Annotated in this window: 21 protein-coding genes; 2 read left to right on the top strand and 19 right to left on the bottom strand. The window is 57.4% G+C overall.

Annotated elements, in window-relative coordinates; all coding sequences use genetic code 11:
- The first annotated feature begins 32 nt into the window (after positions 1 to 32).
- Together JYG33_RS15425 and JYG33_RS15420 are read left to right on the top strand one after the other, a co-directional pair.
- Entirely contained in the window at positions 33 to 1,505 is a 1,473-nt protein-coding gene (locus tag JYG33_RS15425) for a glutamate synthase subunit beta (RefSeq protein WP_207873061.1), read from the top strand.
- A 713-nt stretch (positions 1,506 to 2,218) separates the two neighbouring features.
- The gene (locus JYG33_RS15420) at positions 2,219 to 2,455 is read left to right on the top strand and encodes a hypothetical protein (protein ID WP_022983381.1); all 237 of its coding nucleotides are present in this window, start codon (positions 2,219 to 2,221) and stop codon (positions 2,453 to 2,455) included.
- 266 nt (positions 2,456 to 2,721) lie between these two features.
- Here the strand turns inward: JYG33_RS15420 and JYG33_RS15415 are convergent, their stop codons facing one another.
- The 19 genes from JYG33_RS15415 to JYG33_RS15325 form a co-directional block, all read right to left on the bottom strand.
- Entirely contained in the window at positions 2,722 to 4,797 is a 2,076-nt protein-coding gene (locus tag JYG33_RS15415; RefSeq protein ID WP_207873060.1) for a UvrD-helicase domain-containing protein, read from the bottom strand.
- A 14-nt stretch (positions 4,798 to 4,811) separates the two neighbouring features.
- Positions 4,812 to 6,905, bottom strand: coding sequence for a primosomal protein N' (locus JYG33_RS15410; RefSeq protein ID WP_207873059.1), 2,094 nt, complete (start codon positions 6,903 to 6,905; stop codon positions 4,812 to 4,814).
- A gap of 285 nt (positions 6,906 to 7,190) precedes the next feature.
- Positions 7,191 to 8,267 (bottom strand): uroporphyrinogen decarboxylase, encoded by a 1,077-nt coding sequence (gene hemE / locus JYG33_RS15405; protein WP_207873058.1) that lies wholly within the window; start codon positions 8,265 to 8,267, stop codon positions 7,191 to 7,193.
- Positions 8,268 to 8,298: 31 nt separating this feature from the next.
- The gene (locus tag JYG33_RS15400) at positions 8,299 to 9,102 is read right to left on the bottom strand and encodes a hypothetical protein (protein ID WP_207873057.1); all 804 of its coding nucleotides are present in this window, start codon (positions 9,100 to 9,102) and stop codon (positions 8,299 to 8,301) included.
- Positions 9,103 to 9,217: 115 nt separating this feature from the next.
- On the bottom strand, positions 9,218 to 10,168 hold the full coding sequence (locus tag JYG33_RS15395; protein WP_207873056.1) for a helix-turn-helix domain-containing protein: 951 nt from the start codon (positions 10,166 to 10,168) through the stop codon (positions 9,218 to 9,220).
- A 117-nt stretch (positions 10,169 to 10,285) separates the two neighbouring features.
- A complete protein-coding gene (locus tag JYG33_RS15390; protein ID WP_207873055.1) occupies positions 10,286 to 10,786 on the bottom strand; it encodes a cytochrome C in 501 nt (166 codons plus the stop codon).
- Between the two features lie 136 nt (positions 10,787 to 10,922).
- The gene (locus tag JYG33_RS15385; protein WP_108728244.1) at positions 10,923 to 11,474 is read right to left on the bottom strand and encodes a methylamine dehydrogenase light chain; all 552 of its coding nucleotides are present in this window, start codon (positions 11,472 to 11,474) and stop codon (positions 10,923 to 10,925) included.
- The gene (mauD, locus tag JYG33_RS15380) at positions 11,458 to 12,099 is read right to left on the bottom strand and encodes a methylamine dehydrogenase accessory protein MauD (RefSeq protein ID WP_207873054.1); all 642 of its coding nucleotides are present in this window, start codon (positions 12,097 to 12,099) and stop codon (positions 11,458 to 11,460) included. Before mauD ends, JYG33_RS15385 begins: the two co-directional genes overlap by 17 nt.
- A gap of 9 nt (positions 12,100 to 12,108) precedes the next feature.
- The gene (locus JYG33_RS15375; RefSeq protein WP_207873053.1) at positions 12,109 to 12,651 is read right to left on the bottom strand and encodes a MauE/DoxX family redox-associated membrane protein; all 543 of its coding nucleotides are present in this window, start codon (positions 12,649 to 12,651) and stop codon (positions 12,109 to 12,111) included.
- Position 12,652: 1 nt separating this feature from the next.
- The gene (locus JYG33_RS15370) at positions 12,653 to 13,825 is read right to left on the bottom strand and encodes an amine dehydrogenase large subunit (protein WP_207873052.1); all 1,173 of its coding nucleotides are present in this window, start codon (positions 13,823 to 13,825) and stop codon (positions 12,653 to 12,655) included.
- Between the two features lie 31 nt (positions 13,826 to 13,856).
- Entirely contained in the window at positions 13,857 to 14,729 is an 873-nt protein-coding gene (locus JYG33_RS15365; RefSeq protein ID WP_207873051.1) for a transporter, read from the bottom strand.
- 64 nt (positions 14,730 to 14,793) lie between these two features.
- Positions 14,794 to 16,284, bottom strand: a complete 1,491-nt coding sequence (locus JYG33_RS15360) for an aldehyde dehydrogenase family protein (RefSeq protein ID WP_207873050.1) — start codon at positions 16,282 to 16,284, stop codon at positions 14,794 to 14,796.
- A gap of 125 nt (positions 16,285 to 16,409) precedes the next feature.
- Entirely contained in the window at positions 16,410 to 16,967 is a 558-nt protein-coding gene (locus JYG33_RS15355) for a methylated-DNA--[protein]-cysteine S-methyltransferase (RefSeq protein WP_207873049.1), read from the bottom strand.
- 639 nt (positions 16,968 to 17,606) lie between these two features.
- Entirely contained in the window at positions 17,607 to 18,512 is a 906-nt protein-coding gene (locus JYG33_RS15350) for a dihydrodipicolinate synthase family protein (RefSeq protein ID WP_207873048.1), read from the bottom strand.
- A gap of 14 nt (positions 18,513 to 18,526) precedes the next feature.
- Positions 18,527 to 19,195 (bottom strand): amino acid ABC transporter permease, encoded by a 669-nt coding sequence (locus JYG33_RS15345; RefSeq protein ID WP_207873047.1) that lies wholly within the window; start codon positions 19,193 to 19,195, stop codon positions 18,527 to 18,529.
- Between the two features lie 12 nt (positions 19,196 to 19,207).
- On the bottom strand, positions 19,208 to 19,879 hold the full coding sequence (locus JYG33_RS15340; RefSeq protein WP_207873046.1) for an amino acid ABC transporter permease: 672 nt from the start codon (positions 19,877 to 19,879) through the stop codon (positions 19,208 to 19,210).
- An 8-nt stretch (positions 19,880 to 19,887) separates the two neighbouring features.
- Entirely contained in the window at positions 19,888 to 20,619 is a 732-nt protein-coding gene (locus tag JYG33_RS15335; RefSeq protein ID WP_279382243.1) for an amino acid ABC transporter ATP-binding protein, read from the bottom strand.
- An 87-nt stretch (positions 20,620 to 20,706) separates the two neighbouring features.
- Positions 20,707 to 21,681 carry an ABC transporter substrate-binding protein gene (locus tag JYG33_RS15330; RefSeq protein WP_207873045.1) on the bottom strand — a complete coding sequence of 325 codons (975 nt, stop codon included), beginning with the start codon at positions 21,679 to 21,681 and terminating at the stop codon, positions 20,707 to 20,709.
- 252 nt (positions 21,682 to 21,933) lie between these two features.
- A complete protein-coding gene (locus tag JYG33_RS15325; RefSeq protein ID WP_207873044.1) occupies positions 21,934 to 22,842 on the bottom strand; it encodes a LysR substrate-binding domain-containing protein in 909 nt (302 codons plus the stop codon).
- Positions 22,843 to 22,934: the final 92 nt, after the last annotated feature.

Raw genomic sequence — 22,934 nt, 5'->3', positions numbered from 1 at the left:
ACCCTTCCCATCACCATCAGGAAACACACATCATGGGAAAGACGACTGGATTTCTTGAGTTTCAACGTCTGCAAGAGGCCGTAGAAGCTCCGTTAAAGCGGGTCAAGCACTGGAAAGAGTTTGTCCAGGTATTGAACGACGAGCAGGCAGGCCAACAGGCCGCCCGCTGCATGGACTGCGGCATCCCCTTCTGCCACAACGGCTGCCCGGTCAACAACATCATTCCCGACTGGAATGACCTGGTTTACCGCCAGCAGTGGAAAGAAGCGCTGGACGTACTGCACTCCACCAATAATTTTCCGGAAATTACCGGCCGCATCTGCCCTGCTCCTTGCGAGGCAGCCTGTACCCTGAACATCGACCGTGCACCGGTGGGCATCAAATCCATCGAGCACGCGATCATCGACAAAGGCTGGGCTGAAGGCTGGGTAGTGCCACAAGTGCCCACCCATAAAACCGGCAAACGTATCGCCGTCATCGGCTCCGGGCCTGCTGGTCTGGCATGCGCACAGCAACTGGCACGCGTGGGCCACGACGTTACCGTATACGAGAAAAGCGACCGCATCGGTGGCCTGATGCGCTACGGCATCCCCGACTTCAAGCTGGACAAACACCTGCTGGACCGCCGTATCGCACAAATGCAGGCCGAGGGCGTGCAATTCAGCCCCTCCACCTACATTGGCCAGGCGCAGGATCAGGCGGCACAAGAACCAGGGCTGACCATCCTGTCCCCCACCGACCTGGAACAACAGTTCGACGCCATCGTGCTAGCCGGAGGTTCCGAAACCCCTAGACTGCTGGAAGCCCCTGGCAGCCAACTGCAAGGCGTACATCCTGCGATGGACTTCTTGCGCATACAGAACCAGCAAGTGGCCGGATCACGCAGCACACCCGCCATCAGCGCCCAAGGCAAGCATGTCGTCGTAATCGGCGGTGGCGATACCGGCTCGGACTGCGTAGGCACCAGCACACGCCAAGGCGCCAAATCAGTGACCCAGTTCGAGCTGATGCCCCGCCCACCCGAGCAGGAAAACACCGAGCTGACCTGGCCCTACTGGCCCTTGAAGCTACGCACATCGTCCTCGCACGACGAAGGTTGCGAGCGCGACTGGGCGATCAACACCGTAGAGCTGGAAGGCAAAAACGGACAAGTCAAAGAACTGCGTGCCGTACGCGTGGACTGGAAAACCGATCCAGCAACAGGCCGCATGAGCATGACGCCCATCGCCGGATCAGAAATGACCTTCCCCGCTGACCTGGTCCTGCTGGCCATGGGCTTCACCGCCCCCGTGCGCCAAGTCCTGGAAGCCTTTGCCGTAGAGGCAGACAACCGGGGCAACATCGCTGCCAACACAGACGACTACCAAACCAGTCGCGCCAAAGTCTTTGCAGCCGGAGACATGCGACGCGGCCAGTCCCTGATCGTCTGGGCCATCCGCGAAGGCCGCCAGTGCGCCCGTTCCGTAGACGAGTTCCTGATGGGGAGCTCAACACTTCCCCGCTAAGTCCTCTTGGCAGCACCAGTAAGCAAACAGCCAGCCGCGATAAACGGCTGGCTGTTTGTCTTTGGGCGGATGCCCCCGCCCTTTACCCCACCTGCCGTTTGCCGTTTGCCGTTTGCCGTTTGCCGTTTGCCGTTTGCCGTTTGCCGTTTGCCGTTTGCCGTTTGCAATCAGCCTACAGACTAGCGATTCATAGCCACTAGCTCTAACCGTGTAGCAGCGGGTCAAAGACAACAAGGAAGGATGTTGGTTCTGTGGTTGTTGGTTATCACCATTCTGAAGCCCTTGCTGGCTTGAGGCTGGGTTGGAGCATTCAGGGAGCTTGCCGCCGTCTGGGGCTGTTGTAGGGATGCAAGCACCTTGCTGTTTGAGTTCGACGCTTGTGGTTTGTCCGGGGGACAAACCACCGAACGAGTTCAAGGTGCGCCCTACAACAGCCCCAGACAAGGGGACCGGTGCGCAGCACCGGCAAGCTTCCGCTCCGACCCAGCCTCAAGCCAGCAAGGGCTGCCGCAAGGAAGCCATCCCCCACCTAAAACCCGCAAAACCCCACCCCCATAAGCCTTTGATTTAACTTCCCTTTCCAAAGAACCCTAGGGTTTTCCCCTAAAAACCACAGGCCAATCCTCCCCCTAGGGTTTACCCTTGATTTTCGACTAGGGAAAACCCTATAATGAGGATTCGTAACTTAGACCTTCACCTTAAAGGGAAAGCAAATGTCTACCATGACCACTTACTCGCACTACATTCACTGGAGTGATGCTGTTGAGCGTGGGGTAATGCAGCATGCCCTGGAAAATGGTGAATCCGTGTCTTTAACTGCACTGACCAAAGCAGCGGCCAAACAAGTTTCCAAAGCCGCAAACGTGGTGTTCAAGTACATGGTCGAACTGACCCGTGCCTTGAACGAAGCCCGCATCCGCGATTCCCGCATGTCGGCCAGCTACTGGTAAGCCACGCATCACCGTTGTAACGCTCAAGCAAAACACCGCTTGATGTTGAAAAGCCTGCTGATTTAGCAGGCTTTTGTTTTTTCTGCATTTGCCAATGCAGTGTGTCGACTATGCACCTGGATGCGTAGATCACGATGGGTCTTGGCAACGGACGCTTTTTTCTAGTCATGCAGACATAGAAAAGGCCAGCAAAAGCCGGCCTGTAAAACTACAGTGCCTCAAAACATAAGCAAAGAACTAAATCGTCCTCGGACGAGGCAAACTGCTCAAGACTTGTTCAACAAGTTCTTCAACATCTCCAGCCGCTGCTTGGGACTTAACGCCGCCTGAGCCGGATCTTCCTGAGCACCTGGATCTTCGATCTTCATCTCATCAATAAAGCGCGACCGTTCCCGCACCAGGTTTTCGCGTGCGCGCCTGCGCTTCTTGCACCAGCTCAAGCGCAAGCTACGTTGAGCACGGGTAATACCCACGTACATCAGACGCCGCTCTTCCTGAATACGCTGAGCCAGAATATCCGCTTCTTTATCGGGATCTATATCCTCGTCATCGCGCCCGATGTGCGGCAGCAGCCCTTCCTCCACCCCTACCAAAAACACATGCGGATATTCCAGACCTTTGGACGCATGGAGCGTGGACAATTTGACCGCATCCGGGTCCTCGTCCTCGCCACGCTCCAGCATGGTGATCAGAGCAACGCGTTGCACCAGATCATTCAGACTCAACTGATCGTCTGCCGCTTTGGATTTCAACCAGGTAATCAGCTCCAGCACGTTTTCCCAACGAGTCTGCGCAGGACGCTCATCGAACATATCGTACAGATAGCGTTCGTAATCAATCGCCCTCAACAGCTCGTCCAGCAATTCGCTGACGGCCGTATCGTGCCCTTCCTGATCGCTTTCTACCCGGTCCGCTCTTTGCTGAATGCGACCAATGAATTGGGCAAACACACTCAAGGGCTCCAACTGCCGTTCGGGCAGGCGGTCGGTCAGAGCTATTTGTGAGACGGCGGCGTACAAAGACAGCTTTTGTTCTGCTGCAAACTGACCAAGCACCTGCAGAGTGGCTTGCCCAATCCCCCGCCTAGGTGTGGTGGCCGCACGGATGAAAGCGGGATCATCATCGTCATTAGCGACAATCCGCAGGTACGACAGGATGTCGCGAATCTCGGCCTTGTCGAAGAAACTTTGACCACCCGAGATCGTGTAGGGAATACGCAGATTACGCAGTGCCTGCTCAAAAATCCGGGCCTGATGATTGCCCCGGTACAGCACAGCAAAATCCCGCCATTCGGCCTGTCGCTCAAAGCGCTCTGCCGATATCCGCATGGCGACCGAGTCCGCCTCGTTCTGCTCGTCGTCCGTGACATGAACCTGGATGGGCTCACCAAATCCCAGATCGGACCAGAGCTTCTTGCCAAACACCACAGGATTATTGCCAATGACATTATTGGCAGCCTGCAAAATCCGTTGCACCGAGCGATAGTTCTGCTCCAGCTTCACGACTTTCAAATCCGGATAATCGTTGGGCAATTGCGCCAGATTTTCCACAGTGGCGCCACGCCAGGCGTAAATGGCCTGATCATCATCCCCCACCACGGTAAACATATTGCGGTGCCCCGTCAGAGAGCGCACCAGACGGTATTGGCACAGATTAGTGTCCTGATACTCGTCCACCAACAAGTATTGCACCCGACGCTGCCAACGCTCACGCACTTCCTCATTGTCTTCCATCAATTGAGCGGGCAGACGGATCAAGTCGTCAAAGTCCACCGACTGATAGGCAATCAGGGTTGCGGCGTAATCGCGGTAAATACGCGCGGCTTCAATCTGGCTGGGTGAGTTGGCGGCACGCTCTGCATCGTCCGGCCCCATCAGAGCGTTTTTCCACAGGGAAATTTCCTGCTGGACGGATTTCAGGCGACCTTTATCCGTAGTGGCTAGCAGCTCCTGAATAATCGCCAAGGCATCGTTGGAATCCAGAATGGAAAAGCGCGGTTTCAGGCCTACGTGCTGGGCCTCTTCGCGCAACATGCGCAAGCCCAGAGAGTGGAAGGTGCTGACCGTCAGACCACGCAGCAGCTTGGGGTCTACCAAGGCGCGAATCCGCTCGTTCATTTCACGCGCGGCTTTATTGGTAAAAGTCAGCGCCACCACTTGTCGGCCCGTGTACCCACATTCGCGCAGCAAATAGGCGATTTTCTGCGTGATCACACGTGTCTTGCCACTGCCCGCCCCAGCCAGCACCAGACAAGGTCCGTCCATATACAACACCGCCTGACGCTGCATGGCGTTCAGGTCGGTGGGGACGGTATGGCCTGGGGTATTAACGGAGGTGGACATGGTGTTAACTGGCCTTAAATTTCGAGAGGGTCGACCTCAATCGTAATACGCACTTTATGCTGCTTGGCCAATTGGGCGACCTGCGGCCCCCAGTGTCGTACAAAGGCCTGCAAGGCCGGGCGATGGGCGCTTTCCAGTAGCAATTGGGCGCGCTCCACTTTGGCGACACGCAAAACGCGTAAAGGCACAGGATCGTACAGGAAAACCTGATCCGCGCCTGGAAATTCATTGGGATATTCTTCGGGCAATCGCCGTGCCTGCGTCAGCAAACGAATGGCATCTGCCAGTTGCGGCGCCTCTGCCGACAACAGCACTTGATAAGCGAAAGGCGGCAAACCTACGGACTCGCGTTCGTTCAAAGCACTTTGGGCAAAGCCGATGTAATCGTGTTTGATCAGGCTTTGATAAACGGCCTGCTCGGGATAGCCTGTCTGGATGATGACATCCGCCCCTTCGGTGTGACGGCCTGCCCGGCCTGCCACCTGCATCAATTGCGCAAACAGGCGCTCGGGCGCACGGAAATCATGGGCAAACAACGTGGCGTCGGCATTCAGTACGCCCACCACGCTCAAACGGGTGAAGTCGTGGCCCTTGGCGACCATCTGTGTTCCCACCATGATGTCCACTTCACCAGCATGTACCTGCTCAAACAATTGCTGTGCGCTCCCCTTCAGGCGCGTGCTGTCCGCATCAATCCGCACCAAACGAGCATTGGGGAAGCGCTCGCCCAGGAACTCTTCAATACGTTGTGTACCCCGGCCCATGGGCTGCAAATCCTGGTCGCCACAATCCGGGCAAGCGCGCGGCACGGGGGCCTGGTATCCGCAGTGGTGGCACTGCAAATTATGCTTGAAGCCATTTTGCCTATGCAGCACCGTATAGACCGTACAGCGTGGACATTGAGACAACCAGCCACAAGAAGCGCAATGCAGCACAGGCGCATAACCGCGCCGGTTGATGAACACCAGGGACTGTTCGCCCCGCTCCAGACACGCTTCCAAAGCATCCAGAAGCTGTGGCGAAAAACCCGACTCCAGCCGCAGATGTCGAGTGTCGACCAGACGCACGCGCGGTAGTGACACGTCACGGGCCCGCTTGGGCAGACTTAAGAGGCTATAGCGCCCCTGTCGGGCGTGGTTCCAGCTTTCCAGCGAAGGGGTGGCCGAGCCCAGCACCACGGGTACTTTCAGATCATGACCGCGCCAGACTGCCAGGTCTCGGGCGGAGTAACGCAAACCGTCCTGCTGCTTGTAAGAAGCGTCGTGCTCCTCGTCCACAATAATCAGGCCCAGCTCTGGCATGGGCGTAAAAATGGACAGTCGCGTTCCCAACAGAATGCGGGCCTGACCGCTATTGACGCGCAACCAGGAGCGCAGCCGTTCGCCTTCGGACAGGCCGCTATGCAAGACAGCCAGGACATCGCCCGGCAAGACACGGGCCAGACGCGCACGCAGGACCTGCTCGAACTGAGGCGTCAGATTGATTTCCGGCACCATGAACAAGACCTGGCGCCCCTCTGCCAGCACCTGTTCCAGCACCCGCATATAAACTTCAGTTTTCCCACTGCCCGTGACCCCGTGCAGCAGCATGCAACTGCCCGGCTTGGCGGCCACAATGCCGTCCACCGCCGCCTGTTGCTCGGCGTTCAGAACCGGCAGAACATCGCTATCCACCGGGTCTACCTGCTTTTCCTTGCGCTTGGCCATGCGCAGCACCGGCCCCCCAGCGGACCGCTTGCCCAGATAGGCAGAGGGTTTGCGCAGCGGCCCCGGCAAGGAGGGCATCATGACTTCGCCCAGCGGACGGTGATAGTAGCCAGACGCAAAACGCGCCATACGCAGCCAATCGGTGGGAAATGGCGGCAAGTCGTCCAGCAGCTGATCAATTGCCTTGACCTGCTCGGGCGGATAAGAGGGCTGCTCGGGCAAGGCCACCACAACGCCTATCATTTGCCGCCGTCCAAAATGCACAATGACCCGTTGACCGACGAGTACCGGCTCGTGGTGCTGATAATCAAACACCCCATCCAGAGGCACGTCCAAAGCCACATGCAACCAGAAAGGTCCAGTGCTTGCCGATGCAGAAATAGCGTCAGGAGTGGCGGTCATGGATGGTGATTCAAAAAAGGGCTGGCCGGGCTGAAAGCCTGATAAGTCAAGAGCTTAGCCACCTGTGGATAACTTTGGGGAAAATGGTATGAACAAAAAATACAAAGAAGCAAGCACAGATACAATTTAGTTATCAATCTCTCTGAAATATGGATAAAACGCAGAGAAATCAAATAATTAAAACTGGGTATTGAAATTAAACCTTAAATATAAAGGCCTCAAACCCGGACGTATCTGTGTGCATAACTTTGCGCACAAGCTGCGATAGCCCGTGCGCAAAGAAGATCAAACGCTGTGGTGACGACGGCTGTAGGAATGCACTTCATCGACCAGAATGCCCACGGCTTCCGGGTCGGTGAAACGCGAGATACCGTGACCAAAGTTGAACACGTGACCACCCTGACCCACAGGGCCAAAGTCGTCGATAACGCGACGGGCTTCACGACGGATGGCTTCTTCGCCACCGAACATCGTCATGGGGTCCAGATTGCCTTGCAGGGCCAGTTTGTCACCGATACGAGCGCGCGCACGGGACAGATTCACCGTCCAGTCCACACCCATGGCATCAGCGCCACAGCCAGCAATATCTTCCAGCCACATGCCGCCGCCCTTGGTAAAGACGATGACGGGTACGCGCTTGCCGTCGTGTTCACGGATCAGGCCGTCGACCACTTTACGGGTGTAAGCCAGGGAGAACTCCTGGAACAGGGAATCGGACAAGACGCCGCCCCAGCTATCGAACAGCATTACAGCCTGTGCACCGGCACGGATCTGCGCGTTCAGGTAGTCCTGGGTGGTCTGGGCATTGATTTCCAGCATGCGGTGCATCAGGTCCGGACGCTGATACATCATGCTTTTCACCAGACGGTAGTCGTCCGAGCCCTGGCCTTCAACCATGTAGCAGGCGATGGTCCAGGGGCTGCCTGCAAAACCGATCAGCGGTACTTTGCCGTCCAGTTCCTTGCGGATCAGGGACACAGCGTCGAACACGTATTGCAGCTTGGACATGTCTGGAGCTTCCAGCGCCATGACGTCGGCTTCGTTACGCACGGGACGGGCAAAACGCGGGCCTTCGCCAGCGACGAAATCCAGACCCAGACCCATAGCGTGTGGCACGGTCAGGATGTCGGAAAACAGAATGGCCGCATCCAGATCGAAGCGACGCAGGGGCTGCAGAGTCACTTCACAAGCAAATTCGGGATTTTGAGCCAGTTGCATGAAGGAACCGGCCTGGGCACGGGTGGCATTGTATTCAGGCAAATAACGCCCCGCTTGGCGCATCAGCCAGATGGGGGTGTAAGGCACAGGCTCACGCAACAGCGCGCGCAGGAAAACATCGTTTTTTAATTGAGGTAAAGACACGGCAATCCCTATTGAAAAATGCCTGTTAATTTTAACCATCGTGTTCGTCGTCTGGGTTTGACGCGGATCGAAAGCGTGCAGCATCGATATGGTGTTTGCGCATCAGTGCCCAGAAAGCACGCCGGTGCTTTTGCGCGGAGCGGGCCGCCATGGCGATATTGCCGCTATGGCGATCAAGGGCGGCATGGATATAGGCCTGCTCAAAGCGGGCCACTATCCGTCCCTTGGCGACTTTGAAGGATTCCTGGCTGCTGGCGTAGCGCGAAGCTACCGCAGCGGCATAGGCTTCCAGCGTCGTCCCTTCCTGTTGCAAGATAGTTTGCGACAGATGCTGCTCCGTTGGGCCGGGGTGCAGGACCAGATCCTGGTTTTCCTGCACCCTATAGTGTATCCGACCCGACAGCCCCGGTTCATTCAAAGCGTGGGAAGACGTCTGCAAACGTTGGCGATTGATGCGGGCGCGCAAATCGTCCAGGCATAAAGGCTCGCGGACGTAGTCGGCCAGACCCAGTTCCAGCAGATCCGTCAAGGCGGCCGCCTTGATGGCGGCACGCACCAGGCCGAATACCGGCACGGGCAACAGGCCCTGCGCAGCAGATAGCGCACGGCGCACATGAATCAAGGTGGCCTCTTCGATGGGAATCAGACAGGCATCAAAACGCAGCAGCAAGGTGGCGGAGCGGCGTAAGAACAGATAGTCCTGATCGGGATGGGGAGAAGGCGGGGCCAGCAGAACCTGTAATTGCAGGCGCTCGCAGGGCGGGATGATGGCCAGCAAATTCTGGGCCCACGAGGGCTGGGTATGCAGCAAAGCGCAATCGAGGTGTAGACGCATCAGACTGTCCTTGAGAAGCCGGGCGAACCACACCGGTCGCCCCAAAATCATGAGCTTCTAGAATAGAAATCCGACCTGTTTGCGATAAGTCGGAGTTGCGTCTACGTAGCTGTACTTAATCGCCGCAAATGCGGCTGCGACGCCATTCACTGGGCGATACACCGTAGCGTCGCCGGAAGGCGTGGCTGAACACGGCAGCATCTGAAAAGCCCATTTGCCAGGCCAGTTCGCTGATCTGCCGACCCGGTTTGCCGTCCACCAATAATTGACAGGCACGTTCCAAGCGGGCGGCCATAATGTAGTCGGCTGGCGCTTGGCCGGACAGCTCGAAAAGCTTGTAGAGATAACGGCGGGAAATCCGAAACTGCAAGGCCAGGGACTGAGCATTCAAGCCCGTATCCCCCAGATGATCTTGCACATATTGCTGAATCTGCAGCAACTGGCCACGCCGCACTTCATCCAGGGCGGATTCGGTGGGCACCGGGCGACCATCGGCCAGACTTAGCGCCATCATGCGGATCACGGTCTGGGACAGCTCGCTCAAGGCCGAGGGCGACAAATGCCCGCGCTCCTGCAAACCCAGACGCAGCATATCCATGGCAATCCGGGCCGGGCCTGTGGTGGCTGAAAAGGATCGCGCCACCGCATCGCTTAACCAGGGCAGCCAAGGCAGCAAACGCTCTTCCTCGAACTGCAAGACCAAAAAGTGGGATTGGTCCTGCACAGACACTTCGTAAGGGCGGGTGGTGTCATAAATCCCCCACTCGCCAGCGCGCAAAATACCACTGCGATTGTCTTGTTCGATCTGACTGCTGCCGCTGATCTGCAATGTCACTTTGTACAGGGCGTGTTCAGACTGGCTGGCCAAGGCTTGTGTACGCCGCACGCGCTGAGCGCTGGTACACAGTTCCATGACATCGACTGAGCCCATACGATCGGTGGCTGCACGGTTGGAAAAGCCCCGCAACGACTCAGGCTGGACTTCCAAAGGCACAAAATACGCGCACACCACTTCCTGCCAAGCAGCCAGGCTCTTGAAAGAAGCAGAGGGAGTGCGCAATAACATAGACATTGCCTGGGGCCCTTGCGGCCAACGCTATTGATCGGTGTGGGAGGCATGATACGCCCCCCTTTTCTTATAGCCCTAAAAAATTCAAGCGTCTACGGTCGTTAACCCGCTGTATCAGCGTTCCATGGACCCGTACAGGTAGGGAGCAGGCTCCAGACCCATGCTGTTCATCTGGACGGTTAATTCGTTACGCGCCTTGAGCACATCATCAAAACGATGACGTCGTGACGCCCCGACCTCGGCAGAGGTAAAGGGTCGGAATTCGGGTGTCATTTCTTCGGGGCTGAATTTAGCCACAATCCAGTTCAGCACACGGGCCAGATCCGCATTATCCAACTGCGATTGCGAAGCACCGGGCACCCGTATCATGTAGTCCCGTCCAGCGGGCAAGCGTGTAAACAAGCCAATGGACTGATTGAAATTGGGGATTCCGCGATGCGTCAGACCCTGGCCATCGTAGCGATGGCAGCCTGCACATTGCAGCATATAGTCTTTAAAAGCCTGGGAGCTTTGCAGGTAATCGCCCGTTCCGGCCATCTCTTCTTGGGCATGGGCCCAAGGCGTAAACGCCAGGAGTACGGCGCTCAAACAGGCCAGGCGCAAAGATGTCCACACAGTGATGCCTCCTTAAGTGACCGGACCCCATCCAGGCTGTCCGGCACCTTGTTCAACACCAGGGTCTGCCCGCAAGGCGAAAGAACGTGTCAAGACGACAGGTTCTTGCACCGCCCGGGCAGCCCCGGAGCCTTTTTTAGTTTTTGGCCAAGCCAACCAGCACAGACGTCGTGCAATGGAAGGTGCTGTTCTCGTTCGCCATGCACCAGTTCACGTCATTGTGCAGGAAGAACTCGTAGCCAGGACGTTCGCGGGTTTGCGTATTGCACTGGCAACGGCCGCAAGCGGTCTTGCCGCAGCAATCGTGGTAGCTGATCAGGTAGTCCTTGCCATCATGCGGGTTGTGACACGTACCGATCCAGGAGATGGGCGATGGTGTCGAGCCCGGAGGGCAAGTCGTGGTGGTGCCGCCGCAGCAAGAGCACAGGAACCCGTCCACCGCGCAATGACGCCAGTAGTCGCAGGAGTTCACTTCGTCTTCACTCGCCAGATCGGGATTCAGACTGATGTGATCGGCACCACTGCTACTGCTGCCACCACCACCGGCAGCGCGAGCCACGGGCAATACGGGCAGCACAAAGGCCGAACCGACCATTAATTTACCCACCGAGCGCAGCACGCTGCGACGCGAGGTCTTGTGAGCCACAGAGCGGGAGAGACTCTCCCCAAATTTATCCAGCCAACGCATTGACGTTCTCCTTTCGTGATACCTGCACTTGCTTCATGCCCGAGTCACCGGCCAAATATTCCTGCGCCGAGGCCACACCCAGGTCTTTGGCGTTGAACAGGCTTTCCAACTGCTCACGCGAATTGACCAGACCCTTGGCACGCACCACACCGCTTTCATCAATCAGCACGGCGTAAGGCAGTTTGCTGATCTGAAAGCCCATGCCCAACTGCGTGGACAAGACGTAAGGGAAGTGATCCAACTGTGCTTTCTGGTAGAAAGCCAGATGCTCGGGCATCTCGCCATCACTGGCCAGCACAATATCGACCCACTGACCTTCCGAGCCCTGGATGGACTTCAGAATCGGCAAGAGCTTCTTGCACACCGGGCAGGTAGGCGACATGAAGAAAATCAACTGGCTGCGCGGACCGGCCACACCCACGGAAACGGTGCGACCACGCAGGTCTTGCAGTTCCATGACCGGAGCCGCATCCCCCACTTGCGGGCCTTTATCCATAGTCAGGGCACCCATGGGGGCAACCCGTTCATACAACACGCCAATCTGGCGCGACAGGGCAAGTACAACCAGCACCAGGGCCAGTACGATTACCCATAAAATGACGTTAGAAATCATTAAAGCGGTCATTTAGGTCTCCTAAGAATTCTGCATTTTCTGGAATTTCAGATGGGATTCGATCAACTGGTTAGCCGCGTAGTACAGGCCCAGCAAGGCCAGGGTGGCGCCAAAGAAGGTCAAACCATCCATCCAGACCAGTTCACGGGCACTGCTGATGGCCCAGTCACCGCTAGCCACAGCCAGCGCTGCCAACAAGGCATTGCGGGCCACCAGCCACCAGGACAAACCACCCGAAGACTCCCCCAGTCCGGAGCAGCCGCAATCGACATCGCGACGGCCACGCAGCAGGTTCATCACAATGCCACTGGTAGCCACCAACAGCACGCACAGGGCCAGAGCGGCCCCCAGCGAACGGCTGGCTGGCCACAGCAGCAAGGGCGCGCTCAGCGCCTCGGCCGCCACAAACAGCACACTGAACGGTCGTAACAACACTTCCGGCAACAATCGATAACCGCCAACGGCTGCCTCGAACAGGCTGAAGTGACGCAGTTTATCCAGCGCCCCCAGTCCCATCAGCACGGCCAAGCAAGCCAGGCTGGCATAGGTCAGGACCGGGTCCATATCAGACACCCCCAACTGGGTGAAACTGAACTTGCAAGGAAGCTTCTGCGGCGCCTTCAATGGTGCGCAACAACTTGGGTTCAGGCTGGCTGATGTCATAGACGTTCACGTTGCCACCGTCCAGTGTCAGCATCAGATTGCGTTGCTGATCAATGGTCATGGACAAGGCATCACGTCCGGGAATGCGGGCTACGCGCTTTTTGGTCTTGGTATCCATGACCCAGATTTCGGCTGCAGGGAACTTGTGCGTGCCCTCTTTGCCATCCGGGTGCATGAACACGTACATGCGGCCGCTGGCACGATGCAGACCCACCAGGTTGTAGCCACCAGGCACCCAACTCTTGGCCTTGTCCTCATCCGTCAGCAAGGACCAGGGACCGTCTACCTTGACTTCGTCTCCGCTGAAATCAGCACTGTAGACATTGCCGTAGTAGGACACGAAATGAGCCTTGTCCTTGTCCAGGGCAGGAGCGATAAAGATCGGATCGTCCTTCACGGAGAACATCGGCTTGCTGCGCGACTGGCTGGCAACCTTGCCGTCTTCGCCCAGATTGATGCTCAACAAGCCACCATCGCCACAAATGGTCATGAAGCTGCGTGGGCGATTGGGCTGAGGGATCACGCTCCAGCAACCAGCGGCAGCGGTGACGTCTTCCACATAGTCGCCCTTGGCCACGTCCACGATACCGATGGAAGTCGCAGGCGAGGCGTTCTGCAGCACGATGAATTTGCCGTCAGTGGTCTGACGGAACATGCCATCGTAGTTCAGGCCTTGAACACGCTTGGGCGGCAGGGAAATTTCTTTGTCAAAGGTCAGCTTGTCGGCGTCCCAGACTTCCACCACGTCCGAGCGTTTACCGCGGGTGACGCGCTCGTGGTAGGTCGTCATGGTGTAGATTTTCTTGCCGTCGTTGGACAACTGCACATGGCCGTTGAACGCGGTAGGCACCATGCCCAGGAATTTGCCATTGGTGTAGTCATAGACATGCACACGGCTTTCGGTCAGGTGGTTGAACACCGAGTCCATGACATAGATACGGTTTGCCTGGGGGGCAGACACGCTATGGCCACCGGTCAAGACCTCAAGCGGCTTGTCCTGGGCTTGCGCTCCACCGGCCAGAACCATCAACCCCAACATGGCGGCGGCGGTCGTTAATGTAAATTTAGACTTCATTGGATGTCTCTCCTCATGGGCGTCCACGCTGTCAGAACGCATAGGCATAACGGAATTGCAGGCCGCGCATGCGCGGGCCATTCTCGACTTTCAAATCATGGATGTACTGCAATTGCACTTGGTGGGCGTCGGTAAGCTGGTGCGTAATTTCAGCCGCCAGTTGGTGGTTGCGTGCCCGCGTCACCGTGGTTTGGCCATTGACCCGCTCGCGCCCGCCAGTTTCATAGCGGTAGCGCAAACCCACATAGGTCTTTTCAGTCAGGTTGGTTGAAACCAGGGCCATCAGGCGGATTGCCGTGTCTTTTTTCAGGGTCTGGCCGTAGTAGTTCTTGTTATTGCCAAAGAACTCGAACTCCGCCACGCCTTCTACAAAGGAGGACTCGCCAAAGCCTTTCACAATGGCGAAGTCCTGCACGGTGCTCCAGCGGTTCTTGCCCGAGGACACGTCCGCGTGCGAGCCGTGGTAACGACCGGTAGGAGCCGTAATAAAGGGCTCCCAGGCAAACCAGAAACGGTTTTCAGGATCGTTATGCAACCAGACGGCGGCACCGGCGGTCACATCGCCAATCCCTGTCATGCGATCGCGGTCTTGCCCTGGCACATCCAGCGTATTGCGAAAGCCGGGCACGATCAGCTCGTACTGCACCGTTTTACCGGCCAGCTCGCGATAGTGCATCTGGCGGTAAATCATGCCTTGCACATTAAGCTTGGGGCTATCGCCAATTCGTGAACCCTGATCATAAAAACCGTGCGACTTCAGGCCCATCATGTAGACGGCCAACACATTGGTGCCCACCGGAGCAGGTATCCAATCCCGAGCGCTGGGGTCGCCTGCATGGGCAAGCCCGGCACTGACACCGCTCAAGGCCAAGGCCAGAGCGGTCCGCTGCACTATTGCGTACATTATTTTTGTCTCCTCGAAGAAGGCGCGAACGGTATCGTTATTGTGTTCGCGCCCTTGTCCCTAGCTAGGCTGCCGGGTAGGCCATGCAGACCGATTTGGTCTCCAGGTAAGCCTCTACCGCAGCGCGCCCGTGCTCCCGACCCAGGCCGGACTGCTTGTAACCACCAAAGGGCATGCTGGGGTCCAGCATGTTGTGGGTGTTGACCCATACCGTGCCCGCCTTGATACCAGCGCTCAGGCGCTGTACGCGGGCCAGGTCCTGACTCCAGACGCTGGCACCCAGGCCAAAGTCTGTATCGTTGGCCAATGCCAATGCCTGCGCCTCGGTTTCAAACGGAGTCGCAACCACAACGGGGCCAAAGATTTCTTCACGCATGATGCGGGCATCGGGAGCCACGTCGGCAAACACGGTGGGGCGTACAAAGTAGCCCTGCTCGGGGTGGGCGCCCTCGCCTGCCAACATGCGGCCGCCTTGCTGGCGACCCACATCAATGTAGTTCTGCACGCGCTGCTGATGGCGTGCCGAGATCAGCGGAGCAATCTGGGTAGATTGCTCAAAGCCCGAGCCCAGTGTCATGGAGGAAGCCAGATCGGCCACACCCTGCACCACGCGCTCGTAAATGCCTTTTTGTACAAACAGACGCGAACCGGCGGTACACACCTGACCCTGGTTAAAGAAGATGGCGTTGGCCGCACCTTGAATGGCCATATCCACATCGCAATCGTCCATGATGACCACGGGGGACTTGCCACCCAGCTCCAAAGACATGCGCTTCATATCGTTGATGGCTTGATGGCCGATCAACTTGCCCACTTCCGTGGAGCCGGTGAAGGAAATCTTGTTCACGCCAGGGTGTGCTGTCAGGGCAGCGCCCGTGCTTTCGCCACGGCCCGTGATCACGTTGATCACACCGGCGGGGAAACCGGCTTCCAGAGCCAGTTCGGCCAGACGGATGGCGGTCAGCGGGGTCTCTTCAGCAGGCTTCAGAACCACGGTGCAACCGGCGGCCATGGCAGGCGCGATTTTCCACACGGCCATCAGCAGCGGGAAGTTCCAGGGCACGATGGCGCCAACCACACCCACAGGCTCTTGGCGGGTGTAGGCGTGGTAATTGATACCGGGAGGGAAGGCGATGGAGGGCGACAGCAATTCACCGCTGATCTTGGTGGCCCAACCGGCCATGTAACGCAGCCATTGTGCGCTGGCGGCCACTTCCAGACCGTAGGAGAAGAACAGCAGTTTGCCGTTGTTCAGAGTTTCCAGACGAGCCAGCTCGTCGGCATTGGCTTCGACCAGATCGGCCAAGCGCAACAGCAGGCGCTCGCGCTGGGCGGGCAGCATCTTGCCCCATTCGCCTTGCTCCAAGGCCTGGCGGGCGGCACGAACGGCACGGTCTACGCCTTGTTCACCAGCCTCGGGCTGGTGCGCAATAACTTGTCCAGTTGCTGGATCGTAGACGGGAATCGTGGGTCCTTGAGAATCACTGACGGGCTTGCCGTCAATAATCATGTGTTCACGAATCGCGTTGCGCTCGGGTTGTACGTCCTGCCCCATAGTCTGTCTCCACACGGAATAGTTGATTCTTAACGAATCCAGTATAGGGACGAGGACAAGCCCGGACTTGTGATTCTGTGCACGGGGGCTTGTTGATTTGGGTACGGAGTGAGCCCAGGCCTGCGCTAGAACAAGTCCATCTGGGCAGGCATGCTGAGCTGAAAATCGCCAACACCGGTCAAATACACACGGCGTTCAAAGTCCAGCAGGCTGGCTTTGCGATGCAGGCCAGAGCTAAAGCCGGTGAGCATGCCATTGGCACCTTGCACGCGGTGACAAGGCACGATGATGCTGATGGGGTTCAGGCCGCAAGCCTGGCCCACGGCACGGACCGCTTTAGGGCGGCCCAGATGTTCAGCCATCTGCCCGTAAGTCCAGGTTTGGCCATAAGGGATAGTCTGCAAGGCCTGCCAGACCTGTTGCTGGAACTCGGTGCCTTGCAAACTGAAAGGCAAATCAAACTGTTGCAGCTTGCCGGCAAAGTACGCGTCTAGCTGGGCCTGCACAGGTTCAGCCAAAGCAGGCTCGGGGATCAGCCCGGCCAGTTGCTCAGGCGTCAGGCCGTGCACGGTCTCCTCTTCAAAATCCAGACGCAGCAAAGCGCCTTGGGCATCCACTAACAGACGCATCGCCCCTAAAGGCGTATCAAAGCAGGCAGTACGCAGCCCAACATAGGCAAACATGGCAGTCCAAATCCGAGGGCAGAATGTTTGATCATACTGCGCGACTCTAGCCACTTCAAAAACCCTGGCAACACCCAGGCAACACCCAGGCAGGCTAGAGGCCAACTCCTGGTCAAGAGCTTTTCAGCCGAAAGAGCCAGATACCGCCAGGCCCCAGAAGGAGGAAGGACTCATATTTATAGTCATTGTGAGCCGGTCTGGGCCGGGGGGCCGTCCTCTGGGCGATTCAGGCTTCTTGCCGCAGGCGGGCTTGCTATTCGGGGTTCAAGCGTCCTGTTGTTTGAGCGAAATGCTTGTGCCTTGTCCGGGGGACAAGGTACTTTCGCGAGTTCAGGACGCGCCCGAATAGCAAGCCCAGGGTACCGGTGCGCAGCACCGGCAAGGAGCCAAGCCCGGAGGACGGCCCCCCGGCCTAGACCGGCGTTTTCACGAGGCACTATCTAAACATGCAGCCACTTTTGCGCTTCTTGTTTCCTTATCTCGCCAGCCTCCTGCTTCGGACACAGCTCCGCTCTACAAGGGCCAAAGAAGAAGAAGAAGAAGAAGCGCAAGCAAAAAAAATGGATAAACATCGAGAATCCTCTCGGTGTTTATCCGGCAAATCCAACAAATGCAGCAATTACTCAAGAACAGCAAGGTTTAAACGGTTTGCACACCCTTGGCGGACAAGTCCAGACCCACACGGCGCACCACGGCCTCGAACTCGTCACGGCTGATGTGATCCAGCGCGGTAGCCGGGTCGCGGGTGGCGTCGCAGGCGATGATGCCACGGCGCATATAGGAATATTTGCGCAACGCCAGCGCCACCAAGGGCTGGAATTCGTAGCGAATCAGCGAGCAATAACGGTCAAAGACACGGGCGGCTTCTTCTTGATCGCCCTGGCGATGCAGCTCATACACTTTCAACAGAATTTCCGGGAAGGAAAAGCCGGTAACCACACCATCTGCCCCCCGTTGCAGTTCCTCCAGAAAATGCATGCCGCCCAGGCCACTCAAGATAGGGAAGGCATCGCCCGACAAGCCCCGCACAGCGGTAATTTTTTGACCTACTGGGGGATCTTCGGAGTTCAGGATAGACACGCCCGCCTCCGCTTTCAGACGCACAGCCAAGGCTGGACTGATGCGAGCCGCAAACAATTCCGGGAAGTCGTGAATGACCACAGGGAGGCGGATAGCCTGCACGATCTGGCGGTAATAGGACACCTGCATCTCGTCGTCTGCGCCGGCCAGGGGAGCGACAAAAATCGCATCGGCGCCCAGATCCTCGGCACTACGAGCCTGTTCCACTGCGGCGGCTGTGCCCAAAGCACGCACGCCCACCCAGACTGGCACCGCGCCCCGCACTGCTGCCACCACAGTTTCAATGACACGACGACGCTCGAAGGTGCTGAGCTTATGCAGCTCGCCCATCACCCCCAAGATTGCCAGTCCGTGAATACCGGCTTCAAGCTGGAAATTCACTAGGCTGACCAGGCTTTGCAAATCCAGCTCACCACCCGGTTTGAAGGGGGTGGGGCAAATGGAAAAGACACCTTTATTTTTCATAATTACGCTTAGGCTCAACGAGGAATAACAAACGGCTTTTGCATACGCGAGATCGCACGTACCAAGGGCCACAGAAGAAGGAAGTAAATCAGCGCAGCAGCGACCAGTGGTGTCTGGCTATAGGTCTCACCCTGCACGATCTGGGCCGAACGCAGCAACTCGGGCAAGGCCACAGCGGACGCAATCGAGGTCTGCTTGATGGCCTCCAGCGTGTTGCTGGCCAGATCCGGAATCACATTGCGTACGCCCTGGGGCACGACCACGTAGGTCATGGCCTGACGGGCGCTCAAACCCGTAGAGCGGGCCGCCTCGTTCTGGCCGGGCGACACCGACTCCAGCCCTGCGCGGAAAATCTCCGCAAAGTAGCCACTGCTGTTCAGGACCAAGGCCAGCACCGTGGCCGAAAACTCATTCAGGGGCACGCCCAGAAAGGGCAAACCGTAATAAATGAAGATCAGCAGCACCAAAGGCGGGAAAGCGCGAAAGAAATCCACGTACAGCAGAATCAGGCGGTTCAGCCAGCGATGCTTTTGATAGTGCAAGCAGGCAATCACCAGACCCAGCAAGGCCGCCAGCGGCACGATGATTACAGAGAGCTTCACCGTCAGCCACAAGCCCTGTAACAGCAGCGGCCAGCTAGCGGCAATGATTTTGGGGTTCAAAAAGGTATCGATCAGTTCCATAGTGCATATCTCCTACGACTTGATCGCATAGCGCCGTTCGAGTACCCGTGTCAGGTAAACGAAGGGGAAGAAAATCAGGCAGAACAAAATGGCCCCCGCCGTAAAAGCCGTAGGGTTGGCGATGTTGGACTGGATGTTGCTGGACACATTAAGCAGCTCGGGCACAGCAATGACTGAGCCCAGCGTGGTGCCTTTGGTAATGCCGATGGCGCGATTGGTTAGCGGTGGAATCGCCAGTCGCACGGCTTGCGGCAGAATGATGGCAAACAGCGTCTGGCTGAATCCCATGCCGGTCGAGCGGCCTGCTTCCCACTGCCCCGTAGGCACTGAAGCAATACCCGACCAGAAAATCTCTTCGGCAAAAGCGGACAGCACAAGACTCAAGGCCAGCACAGTAGCCGGGACCGGTTCGATCACAATGCCCACCGAGGGCAAGGCGAAAAAGACCAGCACAATAATGACCAACTGCGGAATCGCACGGAATACGTCCACATACAGCGTCATCAGAATATTCACGGGACGCCAGCCATAGCAGCGCAACACGGCCAGCGCCAGGCCCAGGACAGTACCCAGAACCACGGTCATCACGGCCATTTGCAGCGTGACCCAAAAGCCCTGCATGATCTCGGGCAGATGGGGGCTGATCAGCGTCCAGTTAAAGAAGTAATAGAGAATCTGATCCATGGCCGGCCTCAGTGCATGCGGCTCAGAAAATCCTGAATACGCTTGTGACGCGGCTTGCTCAGAATTTCCTCGGGACTGCCTTGATCCAGAATCACGCCCTGGTCCATGAACACAATGCGGTCCCCTACTTCGCGGGCAAACTGCATTTCATGCGTGACAATCACCATGGTCATGCCCGCATCGCGGGTGCGTTTCATAACACTCAGCACTTCACCCACCAGCTCCGGGTCCAGGCCCGAGGTCGGCTCATCAAACAGCATGACTTTGGGTTCCAGCGCCAAAGCGCGGGCAATGCCCACACGCTGCTGCTGACCACCGGATAACTGGCTGGGATAGTGCTCGATACGCTGGGCCAGGCCCACTTGTTCCAGATGATGGCGAGCCAGTTCTTCGGCCTGCGCCTTGGGCACTTTCTTTACCTTGCGCAGCGCCAGCATCACATTGCCCAGCGCCGTCATGTGCGGGTACAGGTGTATGCCTTGAAACACCATGCCGATGTTTTGACGTACCTGATTCAGGTCGGTGCGCGGACAGGTCACATCACTGCCTGCCACCACAATCGTGCCGCTGGTGGGGGTTTCCAGGCGGTTGATGCAGCGCAGGCAGGTACTTTTGCCTGATCCCGAACCGCCAATCATCACCACGACTTCGCCAGTGTTGACGCTCAGGTCTATGCCTTTAAGAATTTCGGCTTGCCCAAACGACTTGCGCAAGCCCTGGATGCGGACAATTTCACTCATGGTCGCTCCTTGTCCGCCTGCCAGTCGGGCAGGCGGGGACCGGCCCCTGCAGGGCCATATAGCTAGAGAAACAGCGCGATGGCGCTTTTACGGACGGGAGCAGTCGGGAGTGTGCTCGGTGGGCTCGTAGCCAGGGAAATCAGGCACGCCGTAGCCGGGGAAAATCACCGTCATGGCTGTACCAGCATTGGGTTCCGTACCAAACCACTTCACATGCAGCTTGGACAGGGAGCCGTCCTGCTTCATGCATTCCAGCACTTCATCCACGCGGTTGCGCAAGGCCGTGTCGTCCTTGCGGAAGGCAAAGGCGTAGTTGGCCTCGGTGGTCATGTCATAGACCGGAGCCAGTGCGGGGGTTTGGGTGGCGATATAACGCGCCAAGGGAGTTTCGGACATATTGGCAAAGGCACGGCCAATGGCCACCGCCTGCACGGCATCCGTGTTCTTGTTGAAACGCTGGATCTTGTAGCCGTATTTTTCCTGGTTATCTTGCAACCAGCGGTCCGAGAAACTGCCGTTATTGACGGCAATGGTCTTGCCTTTCAGGTCTTCCAGCGAATTGACGGTAGCGCCTTTTTTAGCCAGAAAGCTCAGGCCGCCTGCCATATAAGGCTCGGCAAACAACATTTGCTGAGCGCGTTCCAGCGTCGTGTTGGTGGGCGCGGCCACCATGTCGTAGCGGCTGGAAAACAGGCCCGCAAAAATAGCAGAAAACGGGGTGTCGATGACCTCGGCACCGTCATAGCCCATGCGCTGGGCCACTTCCTGAGTCAGGTCGTTGGAAAAACCATCCATCTTGCCATCGGTACCACGCATGAAAAACGGCACCAGGCCCACATCAGCAGCTACTTTGAACTTCTTGCCCTGATTGGGATTGTCAGCATGTGCTGGCAGGCTCAAGGCCAGGCCAGCGGCCACGGCAGCCAGCATCAAGCCAGCTTTATGCCCCAAACGGGTATGTCCCAGACGGGCACGTCCCAAACGGGCATGTCCCAGAAGGGCAACGCTGTGTTTGCGAGAAACAGCCGCAGCCAACGCGGCGATAGTGTTTACGCCTTGCATAAGGTCTCCTTGCCATCATTTTCTAGTTTGTAGTGCTTTTAATTCTAGGGGTGGCAAAACCTTGATGTCATATGCTTTTTTATTAACTCTTCATAACACAGCGTTAAGCAAATACTCGTGTTCCCTGTACACGGCGGACTTCACGGACGCAGCGTGTTTTCCCGCCCAGGCTCCTCTAAGGGTAAGTCCCCCCTTGGAGAGGCAGCCAGGCAAGACGCAAAGCGAGGAACGGTTTACTGATGGGTGATCAACTCAGGCCCAGCCTGCCCGCATACCTCGGGACGCCGTGGAGATCACCACTTCCATGAAGTCATGGGCCAACTGCGAAACCGGCACCACATTGGAATGCAGCATGTGCAAAGGCATGGTGGTGCGGGGATTAATCGGGCGTACCACCACATCGGGCCAGACCCGGCCTGCTACGGCCAGCTCATCCACAATCGCAATGCCTGCTCCGGCCTGCACCATGGCACAGGCAATGTGCGTCAAACGCACTTCCACCGCCAGTTGCGGCACACCCGGACGGTTACCAAATAACTGCTGCACCATCTGCCCATAAGGGGTGTCATTGCCATAACCAATCAGGTCCAGCCCTTCCAGATCGCTGGCATCCAGCTCCTGCTTGTCAGCCAGGGGATGACTGGCTGGCAACACCGCCACCAGATGGTTTTCGTAGATGGATTGGGCATGCAGGCTGGGATGCGTCAGCGGCACAATGGCCACGCCCACTTCGGCCTGTTGGGTGACCAAAGCCTGAACCAGATCACTGGAAATCAGGGTACGCACATATACCTTCACATCCGGAAATGCTTTGCGAAAACGCGTGACGGCCATGGGGATCAAGGTTTGCCCCAGGCTGGGGCTGACGGCAATGTGCAAGCTGCCGTGGCGCTTCTCGATCAGGTCGGTGGCCACCTCGTTTACCCGCTGCACACTGTTATGGACTTGCTCCACTTCCTGATAGAGCCGACGCGCCTCCGGCGTGGGGTACAGACGCCCCTTGATGCGCTCGAACAGCACCAGACCAATACGCGATTCGGTATAGGACAGAAGGCGGCTGATGGCCGGTTGCGACACGTTCAGCAATTGCGCCGCCTTGCTGATGGAACCGGTCAGCATGATCGCGCGGAAAACCTCGATTTGACGAAGATTGAGCAGCATCCCTTAACGTAGCCTTATGTTTCGAGCACAAATAAGCATAAGACATTTTGATTTGCCTATGTTTCAATTTTTTCAAGCTGCCATCCCGGCGC

The organism is Alcaligenes sp. SORT26 (assembly GCF_017377875.1).
GTDB classification, from domain to species: domain Bacteria; phylum Pseudomonadota; class Gammaproteobacteria; order Burkholderiales; family Burkholderiaceae_B; genus Alcaligenes; species Alcaligenes parafaecalis.
This window is presented reverse-complemented; position numbering and strand designations above follow the sequence as displayed.

Bases quoted from the DNA above. Each gene is read 5' to 3' on its own strand.
- JYG33_RS15425 (WP_207873061.1), top strand. From the start codon at position 33: ATGGGAAAGACGACTGGATTTCTTGAGTTTCAACGTCTGCAAGAGGCC.
- JYG33_RS15420 (WP_022983381.1), top strand. From the start codon at position 2,219: ATGTCTACCATGACCACTTACTCGCACTACATTCACTGGAGTGATGCT.
- JYG33_RS15415 (WP_207873060.1), bottom strand. From the start codon at position 4,797: ATGTCCACCTCCGTTAATACCCCAGGCCATACCGTCCCCACCGACCTG.
- JYG33_RS15410 (WP_207873059.1), bottom strand. From the start codon at position 6,905: ATGACCGCCACTCCTGACGCTATTTCTGCATCGGCAAGCACTGGACCT.
- JYG33_RS15400 (WP_207873057.1), bottom strand. From the start codon at position 9,102: ATGCGTCTACACCTCGATTGCGCTTTGCTGCATACCCAGCCCTCGTGG.
- JYG33_RS15395 (WP_207873056.1), bottom strand. From the start codon at position 10,168: ATGTTATTGCGCACTCCCTCTGCTTCTTTCAAGAGCCTGGCTGCTTGG.
- JYG33_RS15385 (WP_108728244.1), bottom strand. From the start codon at position 11,474: ATGCGTTGGCTGGATAAATTTGGGGAGAGTCTCTCCCGCTCTGTGGCT.
- mauD (WP_207873054.1), bottom strand. From the start codon at position 12,099: ATGACCGCTTTAATGATTTCTAACGTCATTTTATGGGTAATCGTACTG.
- JYG33_RS15375 (WP_207873053.1), bottom strand. From the start codon at position 12,651: ATGGACCCGGTCCTGACCTATGCCAGCCTGGCTTGCTTGGCCGTGCTG.
- JYG33_RS15370 (WP_207873052.1), bottom strand. From the start codon at position 13,825: ATGAAGTCTAAATTTACATTAACGACCGCCGCCGCCATGTTGGGGTTG.
- JYG33_RS15365 (WP_207873051.1), bottom strand. From the start codon at position 14,729: ATGTACGCAATAGTGCAGCGGACCGCTCTGGCCTTGGCCTTGAGCGGT.
- JYG33_RS15360 (WP_207873050.1), bottom strand. From the start codon at position 16,284: ATGGGGCAGGACGTACAACCCGAGCGCAACGCGATTCGTGAACACATG.
- JYG33_RS15355 (WP_207873049.1), bottom strand. From the start codon at position 16,967: ATGTTTGCCTATGTTGGGCTGCGTACTGCCTGCTTTGATACGCCTTTA.
- JYG33_RS15350 (WP_207873048.1), bottom strand. From the start codon at position 18,512: ATGAAAAATAAAGGTGTCTTTTCCATTTGCCCCACCCCCTTCAAACCG.
- JYG33_RS15345 (WP_207873047.1), bottom strand. From the start codon at position 19,195: ATGGAACTGATCGATACCTTTTTGAACCCCAAAATCATTGCCGCTAGC.
- JYG33_RS15340 (WP_207873046.1), bottom strand. From the start codon at position 19,879: ATGGATCAGATTCTCTATTACTTCTTTAACTGGACGCTGATCAGCCCC.
- JYG33_RS15335 (WP_279382243.1), bottom strand. From the start codon at position 20,619: ATGAGTGAAATTGTCCGCATCCAGGGCTTGCGCAAGTCGTTTGGGCAA.
- JYG33_RS15330 (WP_207873045.1), bottom strand. From the start codon at position 21,681: ATGCAAGGCGTAAACACTATCGCCGCGTTGGCTGCGGCTGTTTCTCGC.
- JYG33_RS15325 (WP_207873044.1), bottom strand. From the start codon at position 22,842: ATGCTGCTCAATCTTCGTCAAATCGAGGTTTTCCGCGCGATCATGCTG.